Raw genomic sequence first — 25679 nt, forward strand, 5'->3', positions numbered from 1 at the left:
GCCGATTTTGCATACAGTGGCCACTCCTACACACACAAGGAAGATAACAATAATGAAATACCACTCGCTCTCCCGAACCCGCGTCGCCCTCGGCATAGGGGCCCTGCTGCTGGCAGGGTGCAATGACAACGACTCCACCCCCAAGCCGGAGCAGCCCACTCTGGGCCACCGCACCGTCAGCCTGATCGAGCAGGATGGCCTGCAATTCAAGGATCTCGATGGCAGCGGCACCCTGACTCCTTATGAAGACTGGCGCCTTGGCGCCGCCGAGCGGGCCCGGGATCTGGTGGGCAGGCTCTCCCTGGCCCAGAAGGCGGGCCTGATGATGCACGGCACCCTGGTGCTGGACGCAGACGGGCGGGTCAACCTCACCGCCATGGACAAGATGCTGCGGGAAGACGGCGTCAATACCTTCATCACCCGCATGGCGGGGGATCCGGCGGCCATCGCCGACGACAACAACCGGCTGCAGGCCCTGCTGGAAGGGGTGGGGCTCGGCATCCCCATGACGGTGAGCACGGATCCCCGCAACCACTTCACCCATGATCCCAACGCCACCAGCATAGGTGCCGGGGCCTTCTCCCAGTGGCCCGAGACCCTGGGGCTCGCCGCCATCGGCGATGCCGCCCTGGTGCAGCGCTTTGGCGACATCGCCCGCCAGGAGTACAGGGCCGTCGGTATTCACGAGGCCCTCTCTCCCCAGGCGGATCTCGCGACCGAGCCGCGCTGGGGCCGCATCAACGGCACCTTCGGCGAGGACAACCTGCTCGCCAAATCCCTGGTCAAGGCCTACATAGAGGGCTTCCAGCAGGGGAGCGACGGCATAGGCAAGGAGAGCGTGGTCACCGTGGTCAAGCACTTCGCCGGAGCCGGTCCCCAGAAAAACGGCCTGGATGCCCACAACCCCTGGGGCAAGGAGCAGGTCTACCCGGGCGGCCAGTTCGCCTATCACCTGGTGCCCTTCGAGGGGGCCTTCGAGGCCAGGGTGGGGGCCGTGATGCCCTATTACGCCCTGCCCGAGGGGCTGACCTATGAAGGCCAGGCCATCGAGGAGGTGGGCTTTGGCTTCAATCGCCAGATCCTCACCGACTTGCTGCGGGGCCACTTCAAGTTCGACGGCGTGGTGCTGAGCGACTGGGGCATAGTCAACGACTGCGACAGCCGCTGCGAGCAGGGGCTGACCCAGGATGAGGTGACGGCGGGGGTCAGCCCCTGGACAGTGCCCTTTGGCATGTCCTGGGGGGTGGAGAAGCTCACCAAGGCCGAGCGCTACGCCAAGGCCATCGACGCCGGGGTGGATCAGTTCGGCGGCGTGGAAGATCCCGCCCCCTTGCTGGCGGCGGTGCAGAGCGGCCTGGTGACCGAGGCGGCCATCACCACCTCGGCCGAGCGGATCCTGGAACAGAAGTTCGCCCTGGGGCTGTTCGAGAACCCCTATGTGGATACCCAGGCTGCGGTGGCCCTGGTGGGCAAGGCCGAGTTCCAGCAGGAGGCTCAGGCCGCCCAGGCGGCGTCCCACGTGTTGCTGAAGAACGAGGGACCCCTGCTGCCGCTCAAGGCGGACGGCAAGCGGGTCTACCTGCATAACGTCAACGCCGAGGTGGCCGCGGCCAACGGCTACACCGTAGTGACCGAGCTGGCCCAGGCCGATCTCGCCATAGTGCGGGTCAACGCCCCGGGTGAGCAGGATCCCCGCTTCCCGTTTGGCAGCATCCACTTCGGTCAGCTCGGCTTTGCCAGCGCCGATCAGGTGGTGCAGGAGACGGCCCACGAGGGGGTCTACCGCGGGGCGGACGAGTACGCCGCCATCCAGGCCATCACGCAGGCCGGGGTGCCCATGGTGCTCTCCGTCTATCTGGACAGGCCCGCCATCCTGACCGAGGTGGCACCGGCGGCCCAGGTGCTGCTCGCCAACTTCGGAGCCCTGGATCAGGCGCTGTTCGACGTCATCAGCGGCAAGGTCAAGGCCAGCGGCAAGCTGCCCTTCGAGCTGCCCTCCAGCTGGCAGGCGGTGCAAGACCAGCACCCGGACGTGGCGAAGGACTCCGCGAACCCGCTCTACCCCTATGGTGCCGGCCTGGCCTATTGAGGGCGAGCCCTGCATCCATCATCAAGGCGCCTGCGGGCGCCTTTTCCATGACGAGAACTCGGCGACGGCCTGCTCACCATGAGGTCACGACCATCGAGGAAGAAGTGAAAGCGTCGCCTAGGCGCGCCTTGTCCTCGCCCCTTTGCAATGGCACGCGATAACCATTGCATCGACCTCTAGTGTTGAAGTTGTTTTTATTGGGTCGTTATTTATCCGAAAAATGATGTCCCACAGAACAAGCGTTCCAGTTCCCACATGGTTGTTATACTCTTGAGCAAGAAAATATGGATACATAGAAAATGGTTATCTGGACTCTTGGCTGCTGCGGATCAGAGCAAGGCCAGGCTCTCATAATAAAATAGTGCGAGGTCGCCATGCACAATCAAAATAATGAAAGAAGTTTTGATCCAAACTTTTTATCCAATATCGGTCCAGGCCAGAAGATCACCATTCCCGTTTCATTTATTCAAGATCTGACCCAGGCGACCTCGCTTCAAGATGTATTGAATGTGATGGCGAATTGGATTTTTTATCTTTTTTCTGCCGAGAGGGCCAGCATCACCATCAAGGAGAATGATGCCTCCTTGAAGCTCTATTCGGTGATGGGGAATAATGCAATTCCCATGGAGTCTCTGGTTCCCATTCATGGCTCCATGGTGGGCAGGGTCTTTTCGACCAGCATGCTGACGATCTGTGACGACTTGAGCCAGTCCCCCGATCTGGACTGCAAGATCTTGTCCCGGCACGGCATGGGGTGTTGCATGGATGCGCCCATGATGCAGGGCTCGGTCTGTATCGGGACCCTGAATGTTGCACACCACCAGAGAGCCTATTACAGCGCCGAACATGCGATCTTGTTGCAATGCCTGGCCAACTGGCTTGCCCTCAATATACAGCTGCACCTGCAGGTGACGGAAATGGAGCTGCAGGCATCAACAGACTATCTGACGGAAACCGCCAATAGAAGGGCATTCATGAACGAGGGTGAGCGCAGATTAATAATGTCGAGATTGGCTGATACGCCAATTTTTGTCGGTATATTGGATCTGGATCACTTTAAAAATCTGAATGATAAATATGGGCATGATGCGGGTGATTATGTGCTAAAGGCGATTGCCAAGCTGGTAAAAAGAGAAATCAGGGCAGACGATATATTCGCCAGAATAGGTGGAGAGGAGTTCGCAATTATTGTGAATGATTGTCATCCTGATAATGATTCATCCATATTTGACAATATTCGCGCGCTCATCGAGCAGCAGATCATCGAGTACGAAGGGGAAATAATAAGGCTGACCGCCAGCATCGGGTTCTCGGCGTCCTCACGTCAGGATACGGAGCTCAGTTCAATACTCAAGCGGGCAGACGCTGCCCTCTATGCCGCGAAGCGAAACGGCCGCAACCGGGTTGAATGCAACCATGGGTAGTACTTTGGCTGCCGATGGGGAGCAAGAGCAGGGATGAGCCTGCGGGCGCCTTTTCCATTGCCGCCATCGACAATCCCGGTTTGGCGCAAGGGGCGGGCTTGGGCATAATGGCGCCCCATCAAGGGTTGCCGCGCCTCGCAAGGCGGGCGCACCCAGCAAGCGCGCAGAGGAGATGAGATGAAATTTATCGGAGCCCACGTCAGTGCGGCCGGCGGGGTGGAGAACACCATAGCCCGTGCCCAGGCTATCGGGGCCAACGCCTTCGCCCTGTTCACCAAGAACCAGCGCCAGTGGCAGGCGGCGCCCCTGTCGGATGCCAGCATCCGCGCCTTCAAGGCGGCCTGCGACAAGGGGGGCTTTCGCCCCGAGCAGATCCTGCCCCACGACAGCTACCTCATCAACCTGGGCCATCCCGACCCCGACGCCCTGGCCAAGTCCCGGGATGCCTTCCTGGACGAGATCAGGCGCTGCGAGCAGCTCGGGCTCTGCTACCTGAACTTCCACCCCGGCAGCCACCTCAAGCAGATCCCCGAGGCGGCAAGCCTCAAACTCGTGAGCGAGTCCATCAACTGGGCGCTGGAGCGAAGCGAGGGGGTCACGGCGGTGATCGAGAACACCGCCGGCCAGGGCACCAACCTCGGCTGGTCGTTCGAGCACCTGGCCACCCTGATCGACGGGGTGGAGGACAAGCGCCGGGTCGGGGTCTGTTTCGACACCTGTCACGCCTTCGCCGCCGGTTACGATCTGCGCACCCCAGAGGGGTGCGCGGCGGTGTTTGCCGACTTTGACCGCATCGTCGGCTTCGAGTACCTCAAGGGGATGCATATCAACGGTGCCAAGTGTACCTTCGGTAGCCGGGTCGATCGTCACCACAGCCTGCGGGAGGGGAACCTCGGCGAGGCGGTATTCCACCACATCATGAACGATCACCGTTTCGACGGCATTCCGCTGATCCTCGAGACCATAGACGAGACGATCTGGGGCGACGAGATAAGCTGGCTGCGCAGTCTGGCCAGGACCTGATCCGCCGGGCAGCCTGAACAGAGGCCGGTGCCGCGCCTTCCCTCGCCATAAGGGGGGAAGGACATTCATACGAGGAGACGAGATGCAATCACAGGGAAGCGCGCCACTGCTGCGCTGGGGGATAGCCGGGGCGGGAGCCATCGCCAGGCGTTTTTGCCGCGACGTCAATCAGTACGCCAGGGGCGGGCGCGTGGTGGCGATCGCCGCCCGGGATCAGGGGCGGGCCGACGAGTTCGCCGGTGAGCTGGGACTGGGGCTGGCCTTTGGCAGCTATCAGGCCCTGGCCGAGAGCCCCGAGGTGGACGCCGTCTATGTGGCGGTGATCCACCCCGAGCACGCCGCCCTGATCAGGCAGATGCTGCTGGCGGGCAAGCACGTGCTGGTGGAGAAACCGGCGGTGACCCGGGTGGCGGATTGGGACGCCCTGGTGGCGCTCGCCCATGAGCGCGGCCTGCTGCTGCTCGAAGCCATGAAGGTGATGTGCTTCCCCGCCATGCGGGCCCTGTTGCAGCGACTGCCCCTGCTGCCCGCGCCTCGCAGCCTGCGCGCGGCGTTCGGCTCGGCCCCGCCCCGGGTCGGCAAGCTGTTCGATCCCGCCCTCGACGGCGGCGCCGCCTGGGATGTGGGGGTCTATCCGCTGTGGCTCTATGCCGCCCTCTGCGAGCGGCTGGGGCTTGCGACCCAGGCCCCCGAGGTGGCGCTGGACAGGGCGCCGGGGGAGGTGGATCTCGCGGCCCGCTTCCGCTTCGGCGGCCCCTTCCCGGCCGAGCTTGGCGCCTCCATCATCGAGGATCTCGATCGGGACGCCTGGCTCTCGGGGGAAGCGTGGACCCTGGTCATCGAGGGCAAGTGGTGGAACCCCCAGCACATTCGCTGGCAGGGGGATACGCCCCCTGCCGCCTGGCCGGCGGACATCTACCTGCCGGTGCAGGGGGGCGGCATGCAGCACGAGGCGGATCACTTCGCCGATTGCCTGCGTCACCGGCTGCTGGACTCCCCCTGGGTGCCCCATGCCCTGACGCGGCGGGTGCTGGGCTGGGTGGAGGCGGGGCTGCACCGGGGGGGCTGATGGCGTTGCATGTCATCCTGCAATAGATCCCCGAAATCTCTTCCTTAAACAACAGAGGGCGCCACGGCGCCCTCTGTTGTTTGACCCGGATCGCCCCTCAGGGGGCGGGCAGGGTCTGGGCGCGGCAGAAGGCGAGGAAGCGGCGCAGGGCCGCGGAGTGGAACTTCTGCTTGTGCCAGACGAGGGAGAGCTGGCGGGGGAAGCTCTGGCTCGGGGTGAGCGCCACCAGGCGGCCGCTGTGCAGCCGATCGGAGACCGCGAGGCGGGAGATGAAGGAGATGCCGAGCCCCTTCTCCACCGCCAGCATCACCGCCTCCAGGGTGTTGAGCTCGAGCCCCGCCTGCCAGCGCGGCAGATGGGGCTGGATCTGCTGCTCGAACTGCTCGCGGCTCCCTGACTGGGGCTCGCGCAGCACCCAGGTCTCATCGGCGAGCAGACGAAGGGACAGCTCCAGCTGCCCCGCCAGGGGATGGTGGGGGGGGGCGACGATCAGCATCTCGTCTTCGAGCCAGGGCTCGCTCACCAGATCCGGGTGATGGTTCTCCCCCTCGATGAGGGCCAGATCCAGCTCGAAGTGGGCGAGGGAGTGGCACAGCAGGTGGGTGTTGGCGATGGTCACCCTGGGGGCGGATCCCAGCGCCTGGGCCCCCCCCGCCAGCAGGGCGGGCAACAGGTAGTTGCCTATGGTCTGGCTGGCCCCCAGGCGCAGCTGGCCGCTAGGCTCGGCGTCCGGACCAAACAGCTGCTCTATCTCCTGCATCCGGGTCAGCAGCTCCTCGGCGGCCGGTTGCAGCAGGCGCCCCTCGCTGTTGAGCTGGAGTCTTGGATGCACCCGATCGAACAGCGGGGTGGCGAGCTGGCGCTCCAGCTCCTGCAACGACTGGGAGACGGCCCCCTTGCTGAGGCAGAGCTCGCTGGCCGCGCCCCCCAGGTTGCCGTGGCGGGCTATGGTGGCAAACACCTTGAGTTGTTGCAGGGTCAGCTTCATGTCGTTTGATTTTCCTAAACGCTTAGTTCAATTCATTTAGATATCGTAAACGATAGACCCTCTTTATCCTATACACATCGTCATCAACAAGAGGGTACCACTCATGATCGCACGCACCCGTCGCTCCCTTGCCGCCGCCCCGACCCCCATGGCCGGGCTGGCTCTCGGGATCGCCAGCCTCGGCTGGTGTTGGGAAAATGCCGGTCAGTTCGATGGCCGCCTGCAACTGCTGGGGGCCGCCATCGCCGCCGTGCTGCTCCTCGTCCTCACCTTCAAGTTCCTGCTGCACCCGCGTCTGCTGTGGCAGGATCTCGCCCACCCCGTGGTGGGCAGCGTGGTGCCCACCTATGCCATGGGGACCATGGTGGTCTCCAAGGCGGTGGGGCTGCTGGCCCCGACCCTGGGGCAGGGGCTCTGGCTGTTTGCGGTGGCCATTCACCTGGTGTTCCTCGCCACCTTCGTCTGGCACAGGGCCAAGGCGTTTGAAATTCACCACATGGTGCCGAGCTGGTTCGTGCCGCCGGTGGGGATCATAGTGGCCGACGTCGCCTATCCGGGCGGCCCCTTCGCGGCCCTGGCCAATGGCCTGCTCTGGTTCGGCATGGCCTGCTACGGCCTGATGCTGCCGCTGATGCTCTATCGCCTCATCTTCAGTCACGAGGTGCCGGATGCCGCCAAGCCCACCATCGCCATCCTGGCGGCTCCTGCCAGCCTGTCGCTGGCCGGCTACCTGACCGTGAGCCAGGATCCCTCCCTGCTGCTGGTGGCCGTGCTGCTGGGGATAGCCGTGCTGATGACAGGCATCATCTACCTGGCCTTCATCAAGCTGCTGCGCCTGCCGTTCTCGCCAGGTTATGCCGCCTTCACCTTCCCCCTGGTGATCGGCGCCACCGCCCTGTTTAAGGTGGGTCAGCTGCTGTCGCAGTGGCCAGAGGCGGCCCACTATGCGGCGCAGATCAATCAGCTGGCCTATCTGGAACTCGGTGCGGCGACCCTGATCGTCGGTTATGTGGCGCTGCGCTACCTGATGTTCTTCCTGCCGCTGGGCCAGATCGGCATGCGGGAGCAGCCTCAGCAGCCCCTGCGCCGCTAGGATCGCAACCCGTCTCGACCAAGAGCAGACCCCGCCAGGCGGGGTCTGCTGCATCCGGGATGGGGACAAGGGGTGAGTAGGGGGCACAGCCCGGGTGTCAGGGGGCGCTGTCAATCCGTGAAAAGGCTCAAATTGTCACTGATTCAGGTGACATTAAGTTAGCTTTAACTGGTAATACCTGTCAGGATTGCCGCAATTGCCCACTTCTACCTTTTGATAGTACCCATGTCCTCCCAAGATCCCGTGTTTGACTCCGCGTTCCAGACCCGTTTGCTGCACCCGCGTTACTGGGTTAGCTGGCTTGCCCTCGGCGTGCTCGGCGTGCTCGCCTATGTGCCGCCCCGTTGGCGCGACAAGCTGGCGGACGCCCTGGCGCCCCTGGTGCTCAAGATCTCGAAAAAGCAGGTCTATATCGCCAGAACCAACCTCGCCATCTGCTTCAAGGCGCTGAGCGAGGCAGAGCGGGACGCCATACTGATGACCTCGATCCGGGTCGGCCTCAAGAGCCTGCTGGGGTTTGGCGAGTTCACGGTGCGCAGCCCCGAGTACCTGATGAAGCGCATCCAGGTGAGCGGATGGGAGCACATCGAGGCCGAGCAAGCCGCCGGCCGCCCGGTGATCCTGGTGGTGCCCCACAGCTGGCCCATCGATGCGGCGGGCTACTACTTCTCCCAGCGGGGCCTGCCCATGTGCACCATGATGAAGAGCGCCCGCAACCCTGTGTTCGACTGGCACATCAACCGCGAGCGGGCCAAGAATGGCTGCCGCGTCTATGAGCGCAGCGCCGGCATCAAGCCGGTGATCAAGGCGGTGAAGTCCGGCCTGAGCTTCTTCTACCTGCCGGATCAGGATCATGGTCGCGAGGCGAGCCTGTTCGTGCCCTTCTTCCAGCATCCCAAGGCGACCCTGCCGGCCCTGCCACGGCTGGTCAAGCTGACCGGTGCCCGCGCCGTGCCGGTGCTGGCCTGCTATGACGAGGCGGCGCACTGCTACCGGCTGGAGATAGAGGCCCCCTTCGCCGACTACCCGAGCGATGATCTGGTGGCCGACACCTGCCGCATGAACGACTGCGTGGAGCGGCAGCTGACCCGTCACCCGGGCCAGTACATGTGGTTCCTCAAGATCTTCGATACCCGCGAGGATCAGGAGGGGGAAGACGGCCTCTACGAAGAGGGGATACGTCGCATCCGCAAGGGACTCAGCCCTCATTCCTGAACCGCAGCTTGATGCGCATTCATAAGTGGCTCCATATGGGCCACTTTTTATTTCTAACTAGTCGGATCAGTGACTTGGAAACCCCGCTTGGGGGATACCGGGTAGAAAAAATTGTCAGGATCACTAAAATGACGGTCTGTTTTGATGATTCGATGGCGACCATGTCCGCACAAGATCCGGTGTTTGACACCTCCTTTCATCTGCGTCTGCTGCACCCCCGTCTGTGGGGCAGCTGGCTGGCGCTTGCCCTGCTCTCCCTGCTGGCCTGGATCCCGGCCAGGTACAGAGACAAGCTGGCCGATGCCCTGGCCCCCCTGTTGCTGCGCTTCTCCAGGAAGCAGGCCTACATCGCCGAGACCAACCTCAAGATCTGCTTCCCCGCCCTTGACGCGGCCGGGCGCGAGCGGCTGTTGCTCAAATCCATCCGGGTCGGCCTCAAGACCTTCATGGGCTTTGGCGAGCTCACCTGGCGCAGTCCTGCCTTCCTGAAAGGGCGCATCAAGGTGCGTGGCTGGGAGCATATAGCGGCGGAGCTGGCCGCCGGGCGCCCCATGATCTTCGTGGTGCCCCACACCTGGGCGGTGGACATGATAGGCCGCTACCTGACCGATGAGGGGGTGCCCCTGTGCACCATGATGAAGAGCCCCAAGGATGCGGTGTTCGACTGGTACATCAACCGCGAGCGCAGCAAGGGCGGGCGTGTCTATGAGCGCAGCGTCGGCATCAAACCGGCCATCAAGGCCCTGCGCAGCGGCGGCAGCTTCTTCTATCTGCCGGATCAGGATCACGGCCGGGAGGCGAGCATCTTCGTGCCCTTCTTCGGCCACCCCAAGGCGACCCTGCCGGCCCTGCCCAAGCTGGTCAAGCTGACCGGCGCCCGGGCGGTGCCCATCCTGGCCTGCTATGACGAGGATCTGGGCTGCTACCGGCTCGAGGTGGAGCCGCCGTTCGACCCTTATCCCACCGCGGATCTGGAGGCGGACGTCAACGCCATGAACCGCACCGTGGAGCAGCAGCTCGGCCGCTTCCCCGAGCAGTACATGTGGTTTCTCAAGATTTTCGAGACCCAGGCGGATAACGAAGGGGAGGATGGCCTCTACGAGGAGGGGATCCGGCGCATCCGCCAGGGGCTGCCCCCCGAGCCTTGATGGACAGGGCCTGCTTGCGGGTTGTTGTGAGAGCCAGGGAGAGGCGGCTGGCGCGGGGCACACCAGGCCACCCCCGGCAAGGGGCAGATGGGGGAGCAAAGCGGGGCCCTGTCTGGCCTCCCGCCACGCGCAAACAAGGTGCAAACAAGGTGCAAATAAGGTAAAAGGGCGGTCATGAAAATTCCAAATCGAATCCAACCTCTGGTTGATGACGGCCTGGTCGACGATGTCATCAGCCGGCTGATGAGCGGCAAAGAAGCCGACGTCTATGTGGTGCGCTGCGGCGACGAGATCCGCTGCGCCAAAGTCTACAAAGAAGCCTCCAAGCGCAGCTTCAAGCAGGCCGTGGTCTATCAGGAAGGGCGCAAGGTGCGGGGCAGCCGCGATGCCCGCGCCATGGAGAAGGGCTCCAAGTACGGTCGCAAGCAGCACGAAGAGGTGTGGCAGAACACCGAGGTGGATGCCCTGTTCAAGCTTGCCGCTGCCGGCGTGCGGGTGCCCACCCCCTATGTCTGCCTGGACGGCGTGCTCCTGATGGAGCTCATCACGGACGCCGACGGCAACGTCGCACCCCGCCTCAACGACGTGGCGCTCTCGCCCGAGCAGGCCCTCATCGATCACGGCAAGGTGATCCGCTACGTGGTGCGCATGCTCTGCGCCGGCCTCATCCACGGGGATCTCTCCGAGTTCAACGTGCTGGTAGACGAGCAGGGGCCCGTCATCATCGATCTGCCCCAGGTGGTGAATGCCGCCGCCAACAACCAGGCCAGGGCCATGCTGGAGCGGGACGTCAACAACATGCGCAACTACTACGGCATCTATGCCCCCGAGCTGCTCAAGACCCGTTATGCCAGGGAGATGTGGGCCCTGTTCGAAGATGGCAAACTCGGCCCGGAAACCGAGCTGACCGGCCTGTTCGAGGAGAGTGCCGAGGTCATCGATCTGGACGGGGTGCTGCACGAGATCGAGAGTGCCCAGGAAGAGGCCATGGCCCGTCGCGCCCGCATGAAGGCGGAGCAGGAAGAGGAGTTCTGATGCGCACTTGAGGCGCGCCTCCTGTCTCCTTTCCCTGTGTCAGGGCACCGACCTCTATCAGGCTGGTAGTGCAAAGGGGTTGCAATGACGAGAGGGGCTATGTGCCCCTCTTTGTTTAAGTGGTGGATCAGCCGGGAACATGGCTGCCACTTCACAAGCCGGATCCGCAAGTCTGCCTGCTGGTTCGGCGTGCAACCACAAACACCAGTGTACACACGGCGATCGGCACCAGAAAATCCAGCACACTCCCCAGTTCCCAGACGCTGGGATCGAATCCTCCCCACCAAGGCATGTTGATCCTTCGCCCCTGCCCGAACAGCGCTATCCATCTATATTCTGCCTGTGTCTGCTCTCGTGCGACAAACCATATACACCCCATGAGGCCGCCATATCCCCAGTGCCCAAAGCGGTATCCGATCAGTATCTGGACGCAGACAGCTGCGCTGGCGTGATAGAAGGGTGATAAATCCATAAACAATCCTTGCTGCTCACCAAGAACGCCCGCTACCGGCCGTGTTGAAACGATCGATTCCCCCCCTGGCAGCTCTGCAGGCAGCTCTCGATTCGATATGTGCCGTTACGGTAAGTCTGTCTTGTCGGGCTCAGAGCCCGGCAAGGGGCGGAGCGACTAGGCGCGGCCCAACGTAACCCACCACCTCGCCGAAGCGGGGGGCGCCGCTCTCCCAATCCGCGGCGGCGGTGCGAATGGCCTCTCTGTCAAAGCCGACGAAATTCCACCAGATCTGCAGCGGCTTGGCCAGGGGCTCGCCGCCGATGAGCAGCAGGCGGGTGCCAGGATTGAGTGTCACCGCCAGCTCCCGGGTGCCAGGCGGCAGATAGAGGAGCTGCTCGGGGGCGAGCGCTTCCCCTGCTATGATCGCCTCTCCCTGCAAGGGGAAGAGCCCGTGCTCGAAGGCCGGGTCCAGCGGCAGCACCATGTGCCCGCCTTGGGGCGAGTGCAAGTCCAGCCCGAGGATAGGGGAGAAGTGCAGGGTGGGGGCCCGGCGCCCGGCATGCTCGCCGATGAGCAGGGTCAGGGTGGTCTCGCTCTCCTGCCAGCGCGGCAGTTCAGGGTAGTGATCAAAGCGGGGCCGGGTGTCCTGATCGCGCTCTGGCAGTGCAATCCAGAGCTGGGCGGCGTGCAAGTCGGGGTGGCCCGCCACCGACTCTTCGGTGTGGGCTATGCCCTGTCCTGCCGTCATCAGGTTGACCTGGCCCGGGCGGATCACCTGCTCGCTGCCGAGGCTGTCCCGGTGGAGGATTTCCCCCGCCAGCATCCAGGTGAAGGTCTGCAGGGCGATATGGGGATGGGGCCCCACGTCCAGCCCGGGGGCGCCGGGGGCGAAGCGGGTCGGCCCTATGTGATCGAGAAAGCACCAGGGCCCTATGGTGCGCCGCTCCTTGACCGGGAGGGCGCGGGCCACCGGGATCCCGCCCACGTCGGTGAGGCGGGAGGAAATGCGTTGCCACTGTTGCGTCATGTCGTGCTCCTTGCAATGGGTTGATGGCGTACGGGCTTTCGCCCTAACGGCGGCGGATCGCCGGGAAGCTTCTCATGGGGGTGCAGCCGGGTCTTATCGCCGGTCTGACGGTGGGGGGGCGCACCGGCGTGGTCATGGTGCGGGGGAGGTGGGGTCTGGCATCCACCCTGGGCTGAGTGGAGGGTGTCAGCAAACCGCTGTCGGCCTTGGGCAGCGCCCCGGGGGCCAGCAGGCCGTTCTCGGCCCTGGGGAGAGTGCCGCCTCTGTCGTCCAGCACCGAGCGCGGGCCCTTGTCCGGGTTGCTGATGCTGGGTCGGTTCTGTCGGTTGTCACGCAGGGCCTGTTGCTGCTCCGGCGACATGGCATTCCAGCGGGTCGCCAGATCTCCCCGCAGGGCGGCCACGTCTGGCTGGCCAGGGTTCTCCTGCCAATCCTGATACTTCTCCTTGATCTCTTGCTGGCGCTCCGGATCGAGCCCGCTCCACCACTTCTTGATCAGCTCGTCGAACTCCCCCTGGTTGTCGCAGCACCAGGGATAGTAGTCATCCCAATAGCCGTAATAGTCGTCATACCACCAGTAAGAGGCGCCATAGACGCCACCAGTGCCGGCCCCCGCATCGCCGCCTGACGAGGAGGTGTTGCTGCAGCCTGCAAGGCCCAGGGCCAGCAGGGGAATGAGGAGGGCGATGCGCATGATGCTCCCGGTGCCATGAAAGGACGCAATGGACGGATGATAACCTGACTATGCACCAATCCGGCCCCGGATGGCAGACTCGACCCCCATAAGGCGCCGGGCCGCAAGGGGCACGCCGTCACGACCGACATCGCGATGTGACTCTGGAGCGCCCTGGGGCCGGATAGAGCTGCTATCCCGCCTCGGCACACTCGACCAGATGACGGCGCCAGGTGGCATTCGAAACGGGTCGGCGCTGGTGGGTGCTGCATCTTGAGGGCGGTGCCGGCCATCTAATCGGCTGCCACGCTCGGCAATGCCATGACGCAGGCCTCTCGGCCCAGATGGGTCAGCAGACGACGCACATCGTCGAGGCGGATGATCAGGGTGGCGGTATTGACCAGCGGATGGCACTGCACCTGCTCGGCCTGCCAGATACGTTCGTCCACCACCAGCTCCACGACATGTTCGCTATCGCGCACCATGGCGAGCAGGGTGACCGAACCCGGGGTGAGGCCGAGCACGGCCTCGAGCCGTGCGGGGGAGCCAAAACTCAGCCGCTTGACCCCGAGCCGTGCCGCCAGCGCCTTGAGATCGACCCGGCTCTCCTCCGGACTCACCACCAGAAACAGCCGCTCGCTTTTCGGATCGCGCAAAAAGAGGTTCTTGGTCTTGGCGGCGGGCAGGTCGGGCAGCAGCCTGCTCGCCTCCTCGCAGGTGAAAACGGGGGGGTGATCGATACGCTGGTAGGGGATGGCGAGCCGATCCAGCAGGGAATAGATTGCCACAGTGACTCCTTTTGTCTTTCGTCGGCGACGCGCAGTAATAAAGAAGCGCGGTAATAAAAGGGTTGATGGGAATGACGACGGGATCGAGCTTACCAGTGTGGATGCCACCCCGCAGCCTGGCGTGACGATTGCGAGCAGGCACCGTATGAACGTACAATAGTCCCATCCCAAGGCCGACCCCTACTTCTTCATGACTGCGACCAGCCCCCGTTCCCGCCACCCCGCCCCTTGACGGCTTTATCCTGACCCGCCACGGTCGGGACGTGCAGGGCCGCAACGGGCAGGCTGCCACGACCGAAATCGTGATGTGGCTCTGGAGCGCCCAGGGGCCGGTGCGGCTGGTGGTGCCGGGGCAGGAGCCGGTCTTCTTCCTGCCACAGAGCCACATGGCCGAAGCCGCCGAGTTGTTCAAGGGCGCCGGGGTGAGGGGGCGGTTTCGCCGCCTGCCCATGCACACCTTCGATGGCCGCCCTGTGGTGGGCTGCTATTTTGCCACCCTGAGCGCCTTTCACCGGGCCATCGAGCTGCTGCTCATTCGTGGACTGGAGCACTTCGAGGCGGATATCCGGCTGCCGGAGCGCTTCCTGATGGAGCGCTTCATCACCGCGGGCGTGCGCTTCGATGGCCGGGCGGTGAAGAAGGGGGGCAGGCAGGGCTACTGGGAGGTGAACGAGGCGCGCTGCGCGCCCCAGGCGGTGACGCCGACCCTCTCCTGGGTATCGCTCGACGTGGAGTGCGCCATGGACGGGGCGCTCTTCTCGGTGGGGCTCTACAGCCTTGAGGATGCGCGGGTCATCATGATAGGCACCCCGGAGGCGGATGCCGACAGCTGGGGTACCCAGGTCGAGTGGGTGGCGGACGAGAATGCCCTGCTCGGCGCGCTGGAGATCTGGTTCCAACGGCACGACCCGGATCTGGTGATCGGCTGGAACGTGGTGAACTTCGACTTTCGCCTGCTGCTGCGCCGCGCCGAGCTGGGCAAGCGCCGTCTGCGGCTGGGGCGAGGGCGCGAGCTCTGCTTCTGGCGCTCGTCGCGGGGGGATCCCCAGACCGGCAACGTCATCATCCCGGGGCGCATGGTGCTCGATGGCATCGACACCCTCAAGAGCGCCACCTGGCAGTTTGCCAGCTACAGCCTGGACGCAGTGGCGAGCGAGTTGCTCGGCCGCGGCAAGGATATCGAGGACGTGGCAAACCGGGGGGAGAAGATCACCGAGCTGTTCCACTCCGACAAGGAGGCGCTGGCCCGCTACAACCTGGAAGATTGCAAGCTGGTGTGGGAGATCTTCGACTACTGCCACCTCATCCCCTTCGCCATAGAGCGAGCCTCCCTCACCGGGCTGGAACTCGACAGGGTGGGGGGATCTGTGGCCGCCTTTACCAACCTCTACCTGCCGCGGCTGCATCGCGGCGGCTACGTGGCCCCCAATCTGCCTGCCGATGGCGGGCTGGCGAGCCCGGGTGGCTATGTGATGGACTCCAAGCCCGGCCTCTATCGCCACGTGCTGGTGCTCGACTTCAAGAGCCTGTATCCCAGCATCATCCGCACCTTCTGCATCGATCCCATGGGACTGGTGGAGGGGTTGCAGCACCCGGATCAGGCCATTCCCGGCTTTCGCGGCGCCCTCTTCTCCCGCAGCCGGCACTTCCTGCCGGATCTCATCGCCACCCTGTGGGCGGCGCGGGATAGGGCCAAGGCGGCCAGCAACAAGGCGCTCTCCCAGGCCATCAAGATCATCATGAACTCCTTCTACGGCGTGCTGGGCTCGGGGGGCTGCCGCTTCTACGATCCCAGGCTGGCGTCATCCATCACCCTGCGCGGTCACAGCATCATGCAGCAGACCCGGGAGTGGATAGAGGCCAAGGGGTTCGAGGTGATCTATGGCGACACCGACTCCACCTTCGTTCACCTGAACAGGGAGACCAGCCCGCAGCAGGCCGAACAGACAGGCCGCGAGCTGGCCACCATGATCAACGACAACTGGACGGCGCTGATCAGGCGCGAATTCGATCTGCCCTGTTATCTCGAGATCGAATACGAGACCCACTACCGCCGCTTCCTGATGCCCACCATCCGCGGGCTGGAGAAGGGGAGCAAGAAACGGTATGCCGGCCTGGTCGGCGGCGAGGGGCAGGAGGGGAGTGAGCAGCTGGTGTTCAAGGGGCTCGAATCTGTGCGCACCGACTGGACCATGCTGGCCAAGCAGTTTCAGACCCGCCTCTATGAGCTGGTGTTTCACGATGAAGATCCCAGCGGCTATCTGCGCACCATGGTGGACGAGACCCGGGCCGGCTTGCACGACGAACTGCTCATCTACCGCAAGCGGCTGCGCCAAAAACTCGAGGAGTACCAGAAGAACGTGCCCCCCCATGTGCGGGCGGCGCGCCTGGCGGACGAGGAGAACCTGCGCCGCGGCCTGCCCCAGCGCTATCAGCACAGGGGCACCATCGCCTATCTGATGACCCTGAACGGCCCCGAGCCGCTGGAGTACAGGCGCAGCGCCATCGACTACGAGCACTACATCGACAAGCAGCTCAGGCCCATCGCCGACGCCATCCTCCCCTTCATCGGCGAGTCGTTCGACCGGATCTGCGGCCAGCAGCTGGATCTCTTCTAGCGAGCCAGTCCCCGCAGTCGGGCTGAGCCGGGTCAGGATGACCGGAGGGCAGGGCAACGTCAGAATGCAAAAAGCCCGCTCAAGGAGCGGGCTTTTCCGATTTGGTGCGTCCTAGTGGATTCGAACCACCGACCCCCACCATGTCAAGGTGATGCTCTAACCAGCTGAGCTAAGGACGCAGGGTGCGCAATGCGGCTTTTTCTTTTGCAGGGGAGTGGTGGGTTTAATTGGATTCGAACCAACGACCCCTACCATGTCAAGGTAGTGCTCTAACCAACTGAGCTATAAACCCACATCTGTGTTCAACTGGATTCGAACCAACGACATCACCTACGCCATGTCAAAGTACTGTTCTAACCAACTGAGCTATAAACCCACATCAAATTTGCATCTGCAATTTATTCAAACTGTTATGGTGCGTCCTAGTGGATTCGAACCACCGACCCCCACCATGTCAAGGTGATGCTCTAACCAGCTGAGCTAAGGACGCATAACAGTGTCGTGATGGTGCGTCCTAGTGGATTCGAACCACCGACCCCCACCATGTCAAGGTGGTGCTCTAACCAGCTGAGCTAAGGACGCATCGCGAAAAGTGGTGGGTTTAATTGGATTCGAACCAACGACCCCTACCATGTCAAGGTAGTGCTCTAACCAACTGAGCTATAAACCCGCTTTTCATCACGCAAGCGAACACGACGTCGCTTGCGTGGTCGGCATACTACCCATGCCCCCAAAGGCTGTCAACAAGGGACATGCACAAAGGAGACTGTTTGCCCAGTTCTTGCGCAGCCTGTTGATTTTGCAGGCGAGCCGCGCCATTGAGCGGCGTCGTGGTGCCCTTTATTGGGCCCGGGAAAGCGTGGTGCAGGCCTCGGGGCTCGCGAAGCGGCCATAGATGAGACGCAGCCGCGCCCCCAGCATCAGGGCGGCGCCGGTCAACCCGACGATGAAGCCGACCCAGAAGCCCTGGGGCCCCATGCGTGGCACCACCCAGTCGGTCAGTCCCAGGATCATGCCGGTGGGCAGCCCCATGCCCCAGTAGGCGACTATGGTGATGTAGAAGATCGCCTGGGTGTCCTTGTAGCCGCGCAGGGCGGCGGCGGCCACCACCTGCACCGAGTCGGAGATCTGGTAGATGGCGGCGAAGAACAACAAGGTAGCCGCGAGGGTGATCACCTGGAGATCATCGGTGTAGATCCCCGCGATGGGCTCGCGCAGCAGCACGGTGAGGGCGGCGGTGGCGGCGGCCACCCCCATGCCCAGCATCAGGCCGGTGCGGGCGGCGACCCGGGCCTGATCCGGCTGACCTTCCCCTATGCTGTGGCCGACTCTGATGGTCACGCCGACGCCAATGGAGAGGGGCAGCATAAACACCAGGCTGGAGAAGTTGAGCGCTATCTGGTGGCTCGCCACCGTCTCGGCGCCGAAGGGGGCCAGCATCAGGGCCACCACGGTGAACAGGGTCACCTCGCAGAAGATGGCCATGGCGATGGGGAAGCCTAAGCGAAACAGGCGCCAGATCCGGCTGCCGTTGGGGCGCGCCAGCTGGGCGAACAGGTTGATCTTCTTGAAGTGGGGGGAGAGCTTCACGTAGGCGATCATCGCCAGCAGCATGGCCCAGAGCACGATGGCGGTGGCCACGCCGCAGCCGACCCCGCCGAGTTTGGGCATGCCGAAGTGGCCGTGGATGAAGATGTAGTTCGCGGGGATGTTGACCGCCAGCCCCACGAAGCCGATCACCATGGTGGGCATGGTGTGGGAGAGTCCCTCGCTGAAGTTGCGCAGCACCTGGAACAGCACGAAGGCGGGCAGGCCCCACAGGATGGCGTGCAGGTAACCGGCGGTCTTCTCCGCCATCACGGGATCCACGTCCATGAACTGCAGCGCCAGCGGGCTGAAGTAGAGCGCCAGCATGGCGATGGGGGTCACCATCAGCGCCAGCCAGAAGCCCTGGTGCACGGCCGGGCGGATCTCGTCCCGTTTACGGGCCCCGTTGAGCTGGGAAACGATGGGGGTGAGCGCCATGATGATGCCCTGCACCAGCAAGATGATCGGCAGCCAGAAGCTGGAGGCCACCGACACGGCGGCGAGATCCACGGCGCTGACCTGACCCGCCATCACAGTATCGACGAAGTTCATGGCGATCTGGGCCACCTGGGCCACCAGTATGGGGCTGGCTAGACGAACGAGTTGCTTCGCCTCGGTCCAATAACGTTGCACTGACACCTCCGAGTGGATCAGATAAAAGAGAAAAGAACGGGTAAATGAGAGGGGCTTTTATCTCCTGCCGGGAGGAGACAAAACGCGGGGGTGTCATTCTAGCCTGAAAATCCGCCAACGGGGAAGGTTGGCGGTGCATTTCTACCCGGGATCAGGCGTCCTCGTGATCGCTGATCAGCAGGTTGGCGGCGGCGTAGGCGGCCTGCTCGCGCAGATCCGCGGGCACCCTGTCGTCGCTCGCCACGGCATTGAGCGCCCGTATGCTGGCGGCGATGGCCTGGGGCACATAGCCCTGTTCGCCGGAGCCTATCTGGTTGTAGGCGATGCGAATGGCTTCACAGCATTGATATACCTGCATTTTTGTTTCCTCGTTAAGCCTGGATTGAATGGGGTCACTATAACGATCGGGGCCCGCCTTGTCAGCCGGCACCCTTGTCTTGCACTGTGGCCGGGGGTAACCTGCCGACAATTTTATTACAGCGTGGAGACGAGACATGTTCACCGGCATAGTACAGGGAACCGCCGAACTGGTGGCCATCGAAGAGCTGCCCAACTTTCGCACCCATGTGATCCGCATGCCGAGCCCGGCCTGGGGCGAGGGGCTGGCGCTCGGCGCCTCCGTGGCCCACAACGGCTGCTGCCTGACGGTCACCCGCATCGAGGGGGAGCTGGTCAGCTTCGATCTGATGCAGGAGACACTGCGCCTGACCAACCTCGGTGCGCTTGCGGTCGGGGACAAGGTCAACGTGGAGCGGGCCGCCCGCTTTGGCGACGAGATCGGCGGCCATGCCATGTCCGGCCACATCATGGGCACGGCCGAGGTGACCTCTGTCATCGACACCCCCAACAATCGCCAGGTGTGGTACCGCCTCGCCCCCGAGCTCATGAAATATGTGCTGACCAAGGGCTACATCGGCATCGACGGCATCAGCCTGACCGTGGGTGAGGTGCGTGAGAACACCTTTTGCGTCAACCTGATCCCGGAGACCCTGGCTCGCACCAACCTCGGCTGGGTCAAGGCAGGCTGGCAGACCAACATCGAGATCGATCCCCAGACCCAGGCCATCGTCGACACCGTGGAGCGGGTGCTGGCGGCGCGTCAGCCGGCCTGATCCATCCAGACTCGCCATTTTAAGCCGGGCCCACAGCAGTGGGCCCTGTTTTCTCCCGTGAATACAAGGTGGGGCTTAGGGCAAGAATCCATGCCGTCATGGGCCAGTGCCCCGCATCTTCCTGCGGCTGAGCCAAAAAGAAGCCCGTCGAGATGACGGGCTCAACGGCATGCGAGGATAAACGCCTTCCCCAGTGTGGCAGCCAACTCCTTGGCCTGCCGTGGCTGACGGAGCCTGAGCGTCAGAGGTTCGCCGAAGGATGAAACCGGGCCTACACTTCCTGTGTCTGGCACATCCATGAGCCGACAACCATCACATAAGCGACAAGGCCCCTTGGCGAACTTCAGGATGATTTGAGGTTCTCCGAGGGGCTTTTCTTTATGGGGGAATGGGGCGCGCAGTTAAGGGACTCAGGCATCTGGGAAGAGGCAAGCAGGGAGGGGCGGCATGGCGTCGCTCCAGTCCCCCTCGCTTGCCTGGTCAGCGAAAGGCAATCAAAACATCTGCTCGTCGTCCGCATCCACAAACAGCTGCAGACAGTCGCGTGCTTCGTCCTTATGCAGCCTCAGGTGAATGGGGTTGCAACAGGCCATGCAGTCCTCGTAGAACTCCTGATCCCCCTGGCTGGCATCCAGCTCGACCCGGGTGTGGTGGCCGCAGTGGGGGCAGACGATGCGCTTGCTGGTGTACTCGATCATGGTGACCTCCTCGGGCCCTTGGGCCGCCTCTGTTCCCTGATTCTAGTCGGCAAGAGGCGGCGCAACCGCGAGCGGGCGCACGTTTATGACAGGGTTCAGGGTTTGCGCCGAGCCCTGAAGGTCTGACCCGGCGTACCCCCGGCCCCTGTGGAATCAAGCCACCCAGCGGGCCAGCATGTCGGCATCCAGCTCGGCGAGCGAGGATAGCTGGTGATCGGCGATGGCGAGACGGGGATCACCGACCAGGGCCGGGTCCGGCACTATCAGCGCCTGCATGGACGCCGCCTTGGCTGCCAGCAGACCGGTGAAGCTGTCCTCGATGGCCAGACAGTGCACTGGTTCGACGCCTAGCTTCTCGGCGGCGTGGATATAGACATCCGGGTGGGGCTTGCCAAAGCGCTCCACCTCGGCGGAGTGGACCGCCATGAAGCGATCCTGGATGCCGAGCTTGCCGAGCACTGCCTCCACCATGGTGAAGGGGGAGGAGGTAGCGAGCCCGATCTTGAGCCCTTGTGCCTCGATGAGGTCGAGGGCTTCCAGCACGCCGGCCTTGGGCTGACCCTCTTGCAGGATGAGCGCTATCACCTGATCCAGGATGCGCTGCACCACCTCTTCCTGGGTTGGGCCGCTCCAGGGACGCAGGCGATACCAGTGGGCCACCAGCTGATCGATGCGCACCCCTATGGTGGAGTTGCAGTCTTCCTCGGTGTGGAAGTGGCCCAGCTCGGAGAAGACGGCCATCTGGGCCCGTTGCCAAAAGGGTTCCGAGTCGATCAGAACACCATCCATATCGAAGATCACGGCAGTTAACATCTTGTACTCCTGACAGAGGTGAAGGGGGGATTATAAGCCCGGCGCTTCAAGGGAAAAGGGGCAGTCGCCTGCCCCTTGCGCCGGATCACGCAGATAAACGTTTGTTTTGACGTGACAAAGAGAGCGCTCTAGAAGAGCACCTCGACCCGGGCGGCGACTGCCTTGGCCTTCTCCACCGCCTCTTCGCACCCTTGCCCACGGACCAGCGCCACCCCGAGACGGCGGCGACCGGCGATCTCGGGCTTGCCAAAGAGCCGCAGCTGGGCGCCCGGCACCAGGGCCAGCGCCTCGCCAATCCCCTGATAGCGGATGTTCTGGCTGTGGCCTTCCCGCAGCACCACGGCGGAGGCGCTCGGCCCGAACTGGGTGATGGTGCCTACCGGCAGCCCCAGGATGGCGCGCACGTGCAGGGCGAATTCGGAGAGATCCTGAGAGATCAGGGTCACCATGCCGGTGTCGTGGGGACGGGGAGAGACCTCGCTGAACCACACCTCGTCACCCCTGATGAAGAGCTCGACCCCGAACAGGCCATGGCCACCCAGGGCCTCGACCACCTTGGCCGCCACCTCTCTGGCGCGGGCCAGGGCCAGCTCGCTCATGGCCTGGGGCTGCCAGGATTCGCGGTAGTCACCGTCTTCCTGACGATGGCCTATGGGATCGCAGAAGTGGATGCCGTCCACGGCGCGCACAGTGAGCAGCGTTATCTCGTACTCGAAGGGGACGAAGCCTTCGACGATCACCTTGCCACGGCCGGCGCGGCCTCCCTCCTGGGCATAGGTCCAGCTCTCGTCCAGCCTGGCAAGATCGCGCAACAGGCTCTGGCCCTTGCCGGAGGAGCTCATCACGGGTTTCACCACGCAGGGCAGGCCTATGGCCTCGACGGCGGCGACGAACTCCTCCTTGCTCTGGGCGAAGCGGTAGGAGGAGGTGGGGAGGCCCAGCTCTTCGGCGGCGAGGCGGCGGATCCCCTCCCGGTTCATGGTGAGCTGGGTGGCGCGGGCGTTGGGCACGACCCTGACCCCTTCCTGCTCAAGCTCTGCCAGGGTATCGGTGGCGATGGCTTCGATCTCGGGGATGATGAGGTCGGGTTTGACCTCGGCCACCAGGGCGCGCAGGGCGGCCCCATCGAGCATGTCCAGCACGTGGGCTTTGTGGGCGACCTGCATGGCGGGGGCATTGGCGTAGCGGTCGGCGGCGATCACTTCGATGCCAAGGCGTTGCAGCTCGATGGCGACTTCCTTGCCGAGTTCGCCTGAGCCGAGCAGCAGGGCACGGGTGGCAGCGGGGCGGGTGGCGGTTCCAAACATCTGATCTCTCCTGATGTCCATGGTCAGGGTTGCTGACCCGAGTGAGTAAAAAAAGAGGCACGCATGGCGTACCTCAGGAAACGGATTTGTGGGCGCGCTGCTCCAGATGGGTCAGCAGCGTGATGGCGCCTATGATGATGGCGGCGCCGAGCCACAATCGGCCGGGAGGCGCCCAGCCAAACACCAGCCAGCCCGCGAGCACGTTCATGGGCAGCTTGGCAAAATCGAAAGGTTGCACGAAGGAGGCCTCGGCCACGCTGTAGGCGCGGGCGATGGACATCTGGGCCAGGGCCGACAGCACCCCGGAGGCCGCCACCAGCAGCCACTGGGTCTCGCTTGGCCACTGCCATTCCGGCAGGGCCAGCATGGCGTTGAAGGGGGTGCTGAAGATGAGCAGGTAGACCACTATGGTGTGGGACGATTCGCTCGCCGCCTGATAGCGCACCAGCAGGGAGTAACCGGCCCAGAACAGGGCGGCCGCCACCGGCAGCAGGGAGGCCCAGCTGAAGTCATCGGTCCAGGGGGCCAGGATCAGCATGGCCCCGACAAAGCCCGCCAGGGTGGCCAGGATGCGCGCCCGGCTCACCTGCTCCTTGAGCAGCAAGGCGGAGCCGAGGGTGGCGAACAGGGGGGAGGTCATCAGCAGTGCTATGCCCTGCCAGATGGGCACGGGCACCGCCAGCGCCCAGAGCCAGAACTGGATGCCGATGACCGCCAGGGCGACCCGCAGCAGGTGCAGCCGCAGCTGGTTGGTCATCAGGGATTGGCGCAGGCCGTGGCGGATGAGCCAGGGCAGCAGGCAGATCAGGGCGACCAGGTACTGGTGAAAGGCGACCTGGGTCGAGGGGAGGCCGAGCTTGAAGCTGACGAACTGGCTCAGGCTGTTGACGGCGGCAAAGCAGAGGCCTGCCACCATCATCCAGACTGCACCGGCAAAGGGGGAGTGCCTGCGGGAGGGTGCCATGGGATCCGGGTCACTTAAAAAAAGTGCGGCGGATCATAACGGCAATCGTTTGTTCTGCCAAGGCCGGGGTGCTTGGTGAGTACCTCGCTGGCGAGGAAGTGCGCAATCATCAAAATATTTGAATAACTTGAGCATCTATTTTCGCTATCCGCCTTGAACCTCAATCTTTATAGTGACCTCCATCGACAGCACAGCTGTTCAACCGACAACCAAATGGAGTTTCACCATGGCCAATATCCTCGTTCTCAAGTCCAGCATCCTGGGCCAGTATTCCCAATCCAACGCCCTGATCGACGGCTACCTGGCAGAGCGCCAGGGTGACAGCGTCACTGTGCGTGATCTGGCCACCCTGAACCTGCCGGTGCTCGACGGCGAGCTGGCCATGGGCCTGCGCGGCGGTGAAAACCTCAACGAGCGTCAGCTGGCCGTGCTGGCCCAGTCCGACGAGCTGGTGGCCGAGCTCAAGGGGAGCGATCTGGTGATCATCGCGGCCCCCATGTACAACTTCAACATCCCGACCCAGTTGAAGAACTGGATCGATCTGGTGGCCCGTGCCGGCGTCACCTTCCGCTACACCGAGACCGGCCCGGTCGGTCTGGTGGAGAACACCCGTGCCCTGGTGGTCAGCCCCCGCGGCGGCCTGCACCTGGGTAACCCCACCGATCTGGTGACCCCCTACATGCGCACCGTGCTGGGCTTCATCGGCATCAACGAGGTGGACTTCATCTACGCCGAGGGCATGGGCATGGGTCCCGAGGCGCAGGCCAAGGGCATAGAGCAGGCCAAGGAGCAGCTGGAAACCCTGGCATACTGATGCCGTGACGCCTGCCTGCTCAGGCAGCGCCAGAAACAACAACGCAGCCATCGGGCTGCGTTGTTGTTTTCAGATGGCGGGCGCCACTCTTCAATCCCAGATGAAGCGGCGACAGCCGCTGCCGACCAGCAGACAGACCACCACCAGGGATCCCAGCAGCAGGCTGCTGAGCCACTGCTCGGTACTCTGGGGCAGATGGGGGGAGAAGAGGCTGATCGTGAAGAGGGCGCTGATGATGATCAGGCTGGTCTGTCGGGTCAGGATCATGGTGTCGTCCTTGGCTGATGGTGAGCAAATTAAGGCTAACCGCCCTCTGTGACAGCCTGATGTATCCATACCTCAGGCTCATGGTCCAGCGCGGTTGCCTCTCACCTTAGCAGTTTTTGCCGCCACGGCCAGCGCCACGAGACAGCTTGTGATCCGGATCCCTATCTGAACTGCTTTTGATCAGGCTGGTAGTGGAAATCGCCGCCGGCCAGCCGCGCGATCAGGGCCTCCTTGTCGAGATCCTGCGCCCGGCAGAGATCGTCCAGATCAGCGTAATGATCACGCAGCTGCATGTTGACCAGGCTCAGCAGCATGTTGACGTCCATGGTGGCAAAACGGGTGAGTGTCATGATTGTTGCTCGCTGTCCAGCAGGTGGAGTTGTTCGATGGCGTCGCTCACGCTTTGCAGGTGCAGCCGTATGCTCTGGCGCGCCTCGGCGGGCAGATAGTCGGTGAGGGTGTGCTGCCAGCTGCCCGCTTCGGTCTTGAGCTGCTGGAACAGGGTGAGCCCCGCCGGGGTGAAGGAGACCAGGCTGATGCGCTTGTCCTGGGCGCTGCTCTCGGTGAACAGGATGCCCTTCTCCACCAGACGGTGGATCTCGCGGGAGATCCTCACCTTGTCCATCCCGCTTGCCTCCACCAGCTCTTTCTGGCTGATGGGGTAGTGGGGGCCAAGCACCATCATCAGGCGCCATTGAGGCACCGTCAGCTGGTACCGCTGCTGGTAAAACTGTTCAAAGGTATCGCGCACCATTTCAGCGGCATGGACCAGCTGATAGGGGGGATAGTGCGCGAGCAGCTCTATGATCTTCGACATATGACATCCTGCTGTGGCGGCTG

General features: G+C 63.4%; 24 protein-coding genes and 5 tRNA genes. 11 read left to right on the forward strand and 18 right to left on the reverse strand.

What is annotated here, in order from left to right; all coding sequences use genetic code 11:
* Window positions 1–52 precede the first annotated feature (52 nt).
* From ACWPWQ_RS05910 to ACWPWQ_RS05925, 4 genes are all read left to right on the forward strand, one after another.
* Window positions 53–2089, forward strand: a complete 2037-nt coding sequence (locus ACWPWQ_RS05910; RefSeq protein ID WP_454009253.1) for a glycoside hydrolase family 3 protein — start codon at window positions 53–55, stop codon at window positions 2087–2089.
* Window positions 2090–2463: 374 nt separating this feature from the next.
* On the forward strand, window positions 2464–3513 hold the full coding sequence (locus ACWPWQ_RS05915; RefSeq protein WP_454009254.1) for a sensor domain-containing diguanylate cyclase: 1050 nt from the start codon (window positions 2464–2466) through the stop codon (window positions 3511–3513).
* Between the two features lie 177 nt (window positions 3514–3690).
* The gene (gene nfo / locus ACWPWQ_RS05920) at window positions 3691–4536 is read left to right on the forward strand and encodes a deoxyribonuclease IV (RefSeq protein WP_202045490.1); all 846 of its coding nucleotides are present in this window, start codon (window positions 3691–3693) and stop codon (window positions 4534–4536) included.
* An 82-nt stretch (window positions 4537–4618) separates the two neighbouring features.
* Window positions 4619–5605, forward strand: coding sequence for a Gfo/Idh/MocA family protein (locus tag ACWPWQ_RS05925; RefSeq protein ID WP_454009255.1), 987 nt, complete (start codon window positions 4619–4621; stop codon window positions 5603–5605).
* 97 nt (window positions 5606–5702) lie between these two features.
* On the opposite strand, the gene ACWPWQ_RS05930 is transcribed toward ACWPWQ_RS05925, so the two are convergent.
* Window positions 5703–6593: a LysR substrate-binding domain-containing protein gene (locus tag ACWPWQ_RS05930; RefSeq protein ID WP_454009256.1), complete on the reverse strand. Its 891-nt coding sequence runs from the start codon at window positions 6591–6593 to the stop codon at window positions 5703–5705.
* Between the two features lie 103 nt (window positions 6594–6696).
* Between ACWPWQ_RS05930 and ACWPWQ_RS05935 the strand changes: the two genes are divergently transcribed.
* The 4 genes from ACWPWQ_RS05935 (at window position 6697) to ACWPWQ_RS05950 (ending at window position 11084) form a co-directional block, all read left to right on the forward strand.
* Window positions 6697–7686 carry a TDT family transporter gene (locus ACWPWQ_RS05935; protein WP_202045494.1) on the forward strand — a complete coding sequence of 330 codons (990 nt, stop codon included), beginning with the start codon at window positions 6697–6699 and terminating at the stop codon, window positions 7684–7686.
* Between the two features lie 225 nt (window positions 7687–7911).
* On the forward strand, window positions 7912–8901 hold the full coding sequence (lpxM, locus tag ACWPWQ_RS05940) for a lauroyl-Kdo(2)-lipid IV(A) myristoyltransferase (protein ID WP_454009257.1): 990 nt from the start codon (window positions 7912–7914) through the stop codon (window positions 8899–8901).
* A gap of 152 nt (window positions 8902–9053) precedes the next feature.
* A complete protein-coding gene (locus ACWPWQ_RS05945) occupies window positions 9054–10049 on the forward strand; it encodes an LpxL/LpxP family acyltransferase (RefSeq protein ID WP_454009299.1) in 996 nt (331 codons plus the stop codon).
* A gap of 174 nt (window positions 10050–10223) precedes the next feature.
* Window positions 10224–11084, forward strand: coding sequence for a PA4780 family RIO1-like protein kinase (locus ACWPWQ_RS05950; protein ID WP_454009258.1), 861 nt, complete (start codon window positions 10224–10226; stop codon window positions 11082–11084).
* A gap of 602 nt (window positions 11085–11686) precedes the next feature.
* Here ACWPWQ_RS05950 and ACWPWQ_RS05955 read toward each other — a convergent pair.
* From ACWPWQ_RS05955 to ACWPWQ_RS05965, 3 genes are all read right to left on the reverse strand, one after another.
* On the reverse strand, window positions 11687–12565 hold the full coding sequence (locus ACWPWQ_RS05955) for a pirin family protein (RefSeq protein ID WP_454009259.1): 879 nt from the start codon (window positions 12563–12565) through the stop codon (window positions 11687–11689).
* Window positions 12566–12608: 43 nt separating this feature from the next.
* Window positions 12609–13259 (reverse strand): hypothetical protein, encoded by a 651-nt coding sequence (locus ACWPWQ_RS05960; RefSeq protein WP_454009260.1) that lies wholly within the window; start codon window positions 13257–13259, stop codon window positions 12609–12611.
* A gap of 272 nt (window positions 13260–13531) precedes the next feature.
* A complete protein-coding gene (locus ACWPWQ_RS05965) occupies window positions 13532–14026 on the reverse strand; it encodes a prolyl-tRNA synthetase associated domain-containing protein (protein ID WP_454009261.1) in 495 nt (164 codons plus the stop codon).
* A 194-nt stretch (window positions 14027–14220) separates the two neighbouring features.
* Between ACWPWQ_RS05965 and ACWPWQ_RS05970 the strand changes: the two genes are divergently transcribed.
* Window positions 14221–16644, forward strand: coding sequence for a DNA polymerase II (locus ACWPWQ_RS05970; RefSeq protein ID WP_454009300.1), 2424 nt, complete (start codon window positions 14221–14223; stop codon window positions 16642–16644).
* A 102-nt stretch (window positions 16645–16746) separates the two neighbouring features.
* Here the strand turns inward: ACWPWQ_RS05970 and ACWPWQ_RS05975 are convergent.
* The 7 genes from ACWPWQ_RS05975 to ACWPWQ_RS06005 form a co-directional block, all read right to left on the reverse strand.
* A tRNA-Val gene (locus ACWPWQ_RS05975) sits at window positions 16747–16823 on the reverse strand.
* Window positions 16824–16859: 36 nt separating this feature from the next.
* A tRNA-Val gene (locus tag ACWPWQ_RS05980) sits at window positions 16860–16936 on the reverse strand.
* Between the two features lie 121 nt (window positions 16937–17057).
* Window positions 17058–17134 (reverse strand) — tRNA-Val (locus ACWPWQ_RS05985).
* Between the two features lie 15 nt (window positions 17135–17149).
* Window positions 17150–17226 (reverse strand) — tRNA-Val (locus ACWPWQ_RS05990).
* Between the two features lie 11 nt (window positions 17227–17237).
* Window positions 17238–17314, reverse strand: a tRNA-Val gene (locus ACWPWQ_RS05995).
* 170 nt (window positions 17315–17484) lie between these two features.
* A complete protein-coding gene (locus ACWPWQ_RS06000) occupies window positions 17485–18864 on the reverse strand; it encodes an MATE family efflux transporter (RefSeq protein WP_454009262.1) in 1380 nt (459 codons plus the stop codon).
* Between the two features lie 151 nt (window positions 18865–19015).
* On the reverse strand, window positions 19016–19222 hold the full coding sequence (locus ACWPWQ_RS06005; RefSeq protein ID WP_005324956.1) for a YaeP family protein: 207 nt from the start codon (window positions 19220–19222) through the stop codon (window positions 19016–19018).
* A 136-nt stretch (window positions 19223–19358) separates the two neighbouring features.
* Here ACWPWQ_RS06005 and ACWPWQ_RS06010 point away from each other — a divergent pair, with 136 nt between their 5' ends.
* Complete coding sequence (locus ACWPWQ_RS06010; RefSeq protein ID WP_454009263.1) at window positions 19359–19976, forward strand: riboflavin synthase subunit alpha; 618 nt, start codon at window positions 19359–19361, stop codon at window positions 19974–19976.
* Between the two features lie 494 nt (window positions 19977–20470).
* Here the strand turns inward: ACWPWQ_RS06010 and ACWPWQ_RS06015 are convergent, their stop codons facing one another.
* From ACWPWQ_RS06015 to ACWPWQ_RS06030, 4 genes are all read right to left on the reverse strand, one after another.
* Window positions 20471–20674, reverse strand: a complete 204-nt coding sequence (locus ACWPWQ_RS06015; RefSeq protein WP_342058437.1) for a CPXCG motif-containing cysteine-rich protein — start codon at window positions 20672–20674, stop codon at window positions 20471–20473.
* Window positions 20675–20827: 153 nt separating this feature from the next.
* Entirely contained in the window at window positions 20828–21487 is a 660-nt protein-coding gene (gene hxpB / locus ACWPWQ_RS06020; RefSeq protein WP_454009264.1) for a hexitol phosphatase HxpB, read from the reverse strand.
* A 128-nt stretch (window positions 21488–21615) separates the two neighbouring features.
* Window positions 21616–22794: a formate-dependent phosphoribosylglycinamide formyltransferase gene (gene purT, locus ACWPWQ_RS06025; protein WP_454009265.1), complete on the reverse strand. Its 1179-nt coding sequence runs from the start codon at window positions 22792–22794 to the stop codon at window positions 21616–21618.
* A 73-nt stretch (window positions 22795–22867) separates the two neighbouring features.
* Complete coding sequence (locus ACWPWQ_RS06030; RefSeq protein WP_139438374.1) at window positions 22868–23758, reverse strand: DMT family transporter; 891 nt, start codon at window positions 23756–23758, stop codon at window positions 22868–22870.
* A gap of 226 nt (window positions 23759–23984) precedes the next feature.
* Here ACWPWQ_RS06030 and ACWPWQ_RS06035 point away from each other — a divergent pair, with 226 nt between their 5' ends.
* Window positions 23985–24572: an FMN-dependent NADH-azoreductase gene (locus ACWPWQ_RS06035; protein WP_202045513.1), complete on the forward strand. Its 588-nt coding sequence runs from the start codon at window positions 23985–23987 to the stop codon at window positions 24570–24572.
* A 90-nt stretch (window positions 24573–24662) separates the two neighbouring features.
* Here ACWPWQ_RS06035 and ACWPWQ_RS06040 read toward each other — a convergent pair whose 3' ends face one another.
* From ACWPWQ_RS06040 to ACWPWQ_RS06050, 3 genes are all read right to left on the reverse strand, one after another.
* Window positions 24663–24839 (reverse strand): hypothetical protein, encoded by a 177-nt coding sequence (locus ACWPWQ_RS06040; protein WP_005331648.1) that lies wholly within the window; start codon window positions 24837–24839, stop codon window positions 24663–24665.
* Between the two features lie 161 nt (window positions 24840–25000).
* Window positions 25001–25189 (reverse strand): DUF4250 domain-containing protein, encoded by a 189-nt coding sequence (locus ACWPWQ_RS06045; RefSeq protein ID WP_139438371.1) that lies wholly within the window; start codon window positions 25187–25189, stop codon window positions 25001–25003.
* Complete coding sequence (locus ACWPWQ_RS06050) at window positions 25186–25656, reverse strand: MarR family winged helix-turn-helix transcriptional regulator (protein WP_005331665.1); 471 nt, start codon at window positions 25654–25656, stop codon at window positions 25186–25188. The genes ACWPWQ_RS06045 and ACWPWQ_RS06050 overlap by 4 nt, the downstream gene beginning before the upstream one ends.
* Between the last annotated feature and the right edge of the window lie 23 nt (window positions 25657–25679).

It is taken from the genome of Aeromonas sp. Marseille-Q7275 (assembly GCF_965119515.1).

What these genes read in the sequence shown, in the direction of transcription:
- ACWPWQ_RS05910 (WP_454009253.1), top strand. Translation starts at nt 53, where the DNA reads ATGAAATACCACTCGCTCTCCCGAACCCGCGTCGCCCTCGGCATAGGG.
- ACWPWQ_RS05915 (WP_454009254.1), top strand. Translation starts at nt 2,464, where the DNA reads ATGCACAATCAAAATAATGAAAGAAGTTTTGATCCAAACTTTTTATCC.
- nfo (WP_202045490.1), top strand. Translation starts at nt 3,691, where the DNA reads ATGAAATTTATCGGAGCCCACGTCAGTGCGGCCGGCGGGGTGGAGAAC.
- ACWPWQ_RS05925 (WP_454009255.1), top strand. Translation starts at nt 4,619, where the DNA reads ATGCAATCACAGGGAAGCGCGCCACTGCTGCGCTGGGGGATAGCCGGG.
- ACWPWQ_RS05930 (WP_454009256.1), bottom strand. Translation starts at nt 6,593, where the DNA reads ATGAAGCTGACCCTGCAACAACTCAAGGTGTTTGCCACCATAGCCCGC.
- ACWPWQ_RS05935 (WP_202045494.1), top strand. Translation starts at nt 6,697, where the DNA reads ATGATCGCACGCACCCGTCGCTCCCTTGCCGCCGCCCCGACCCCCATG.
- lpxM (WP_454009257.1), top strand. Translation starts at nt 7,912, where the DNA reads ATGTCCTCCCAAGATCCCGTGTTTGACTCCGCGTTCCAGACCCGTTTG.
- ACWPWQ_RS05945 (WP_454009299.1), top strand. Translation starts at nt 9,054, where the DNA reads ATGGCGACCATGTCCGCACAAGATCCGGTGTTTGACACCTCCTTTCAT.
- ACWPWQ_RS05950 (WP_454009258.1), top strand. Translation starts at nt 10,224, where the DNA reads ATGAAAATTCCAAATCGAATCCAACCTCTGGTTGATGACGGCCTGGTC.
- ACWPWQ_RS05955 (WP_454009259.1), bottom strand. Translation starts at nt 12,565, where the DNA reads ATGACGCAACAGTGGCAACGCATTTCCTCCCGCCTCACCGACGTGGGC.
- ACWPWQ_RS05960 (WP_454009260.1), bottom strand. Translation starts at nt 13,259, where the DNA reads ATGCGCATCGCCCTCCTCATTCCCCTGCTGGCCCTGGGCCTTGCAGGC.
- ACWPWQ_RS06005 (WP_005324956.1), bottom strand. Translation starts at nt 19,222, where the DNA reads ATGCAGGTATATCAATGCTGTGAAGCCATTCGCATCGCCTACAACCAG.
- ACWPWQ_RS06010 (WP_454009263.1), top strand. Translation starts at nt 19,359, where the DNA reads ATGTTCACCGGCATAGTACAGGGAACCGCCGAACTGGTGGCCATCGAA.
- ACWPWQ_RS06015 (WP_342058437.1), bottom strand. Translation starts at nt 20,674, where the DNA reads ATGATCGAGTACACCAGCAAGCGCATCGTCTGCCCCCACTGCGGCCAC.
- hxpB (WP_454009264.1), bottom strand. Translation starts at nt 21,487, where the DNA reads ATGTTAACTGCCGTGATCTTCGATATGGATGGTGTTCTGATCGACTCG.
- purT (WP_454009265.1), bottom strand. Translation starts at nt 22,794, where the DNA reads ATGTTTGGAACCGCCACCCGCCCCGCTGCCACCCGTGCCCTGCTGCTC.
- ACWPWQ_RS06030 (WP_139438374.1), bottom strand. Translation starts at nt 23,758, where the DNA reads ATGGCACCCTCCCGCAGGCACTCCCCCTTTGCCGGTGCAGTCTGGATG.
- ACWPWQ_RS06035 (WP_202045513.1), top strand. Translation starts at nt 23,985, where the DNA reads ATGGCCAATATCCTCGTTCTCAAGTCCAGCATCCTGGGCCAGTATTCC.
- ACWPWQ_RS06040 (WP_005331648.1), bottom strand. Translation starts at nt 24,839, where the DNA reads ATGATCCTGACCCGACAGACCAGCCTGATCATCATCAGCGCCCTCTTC.
- ACWPWQ_RS06045 (WP_139438371.1), bottom strand. Translation starts at nt 25,189, where the DNA reads ATGACACTCACCCGTTTTGCCACCATGGACGTCAACATGCTGCTGAGC.
- ACWPWQ_RS06050 (WP_005331665.1), bottom strand. Translation starts at nt 25,656, where the DNA reads ATGTCGAAGATCATAGAGCTGCTCGCGCACTATCCCCCCTATCAGCTG.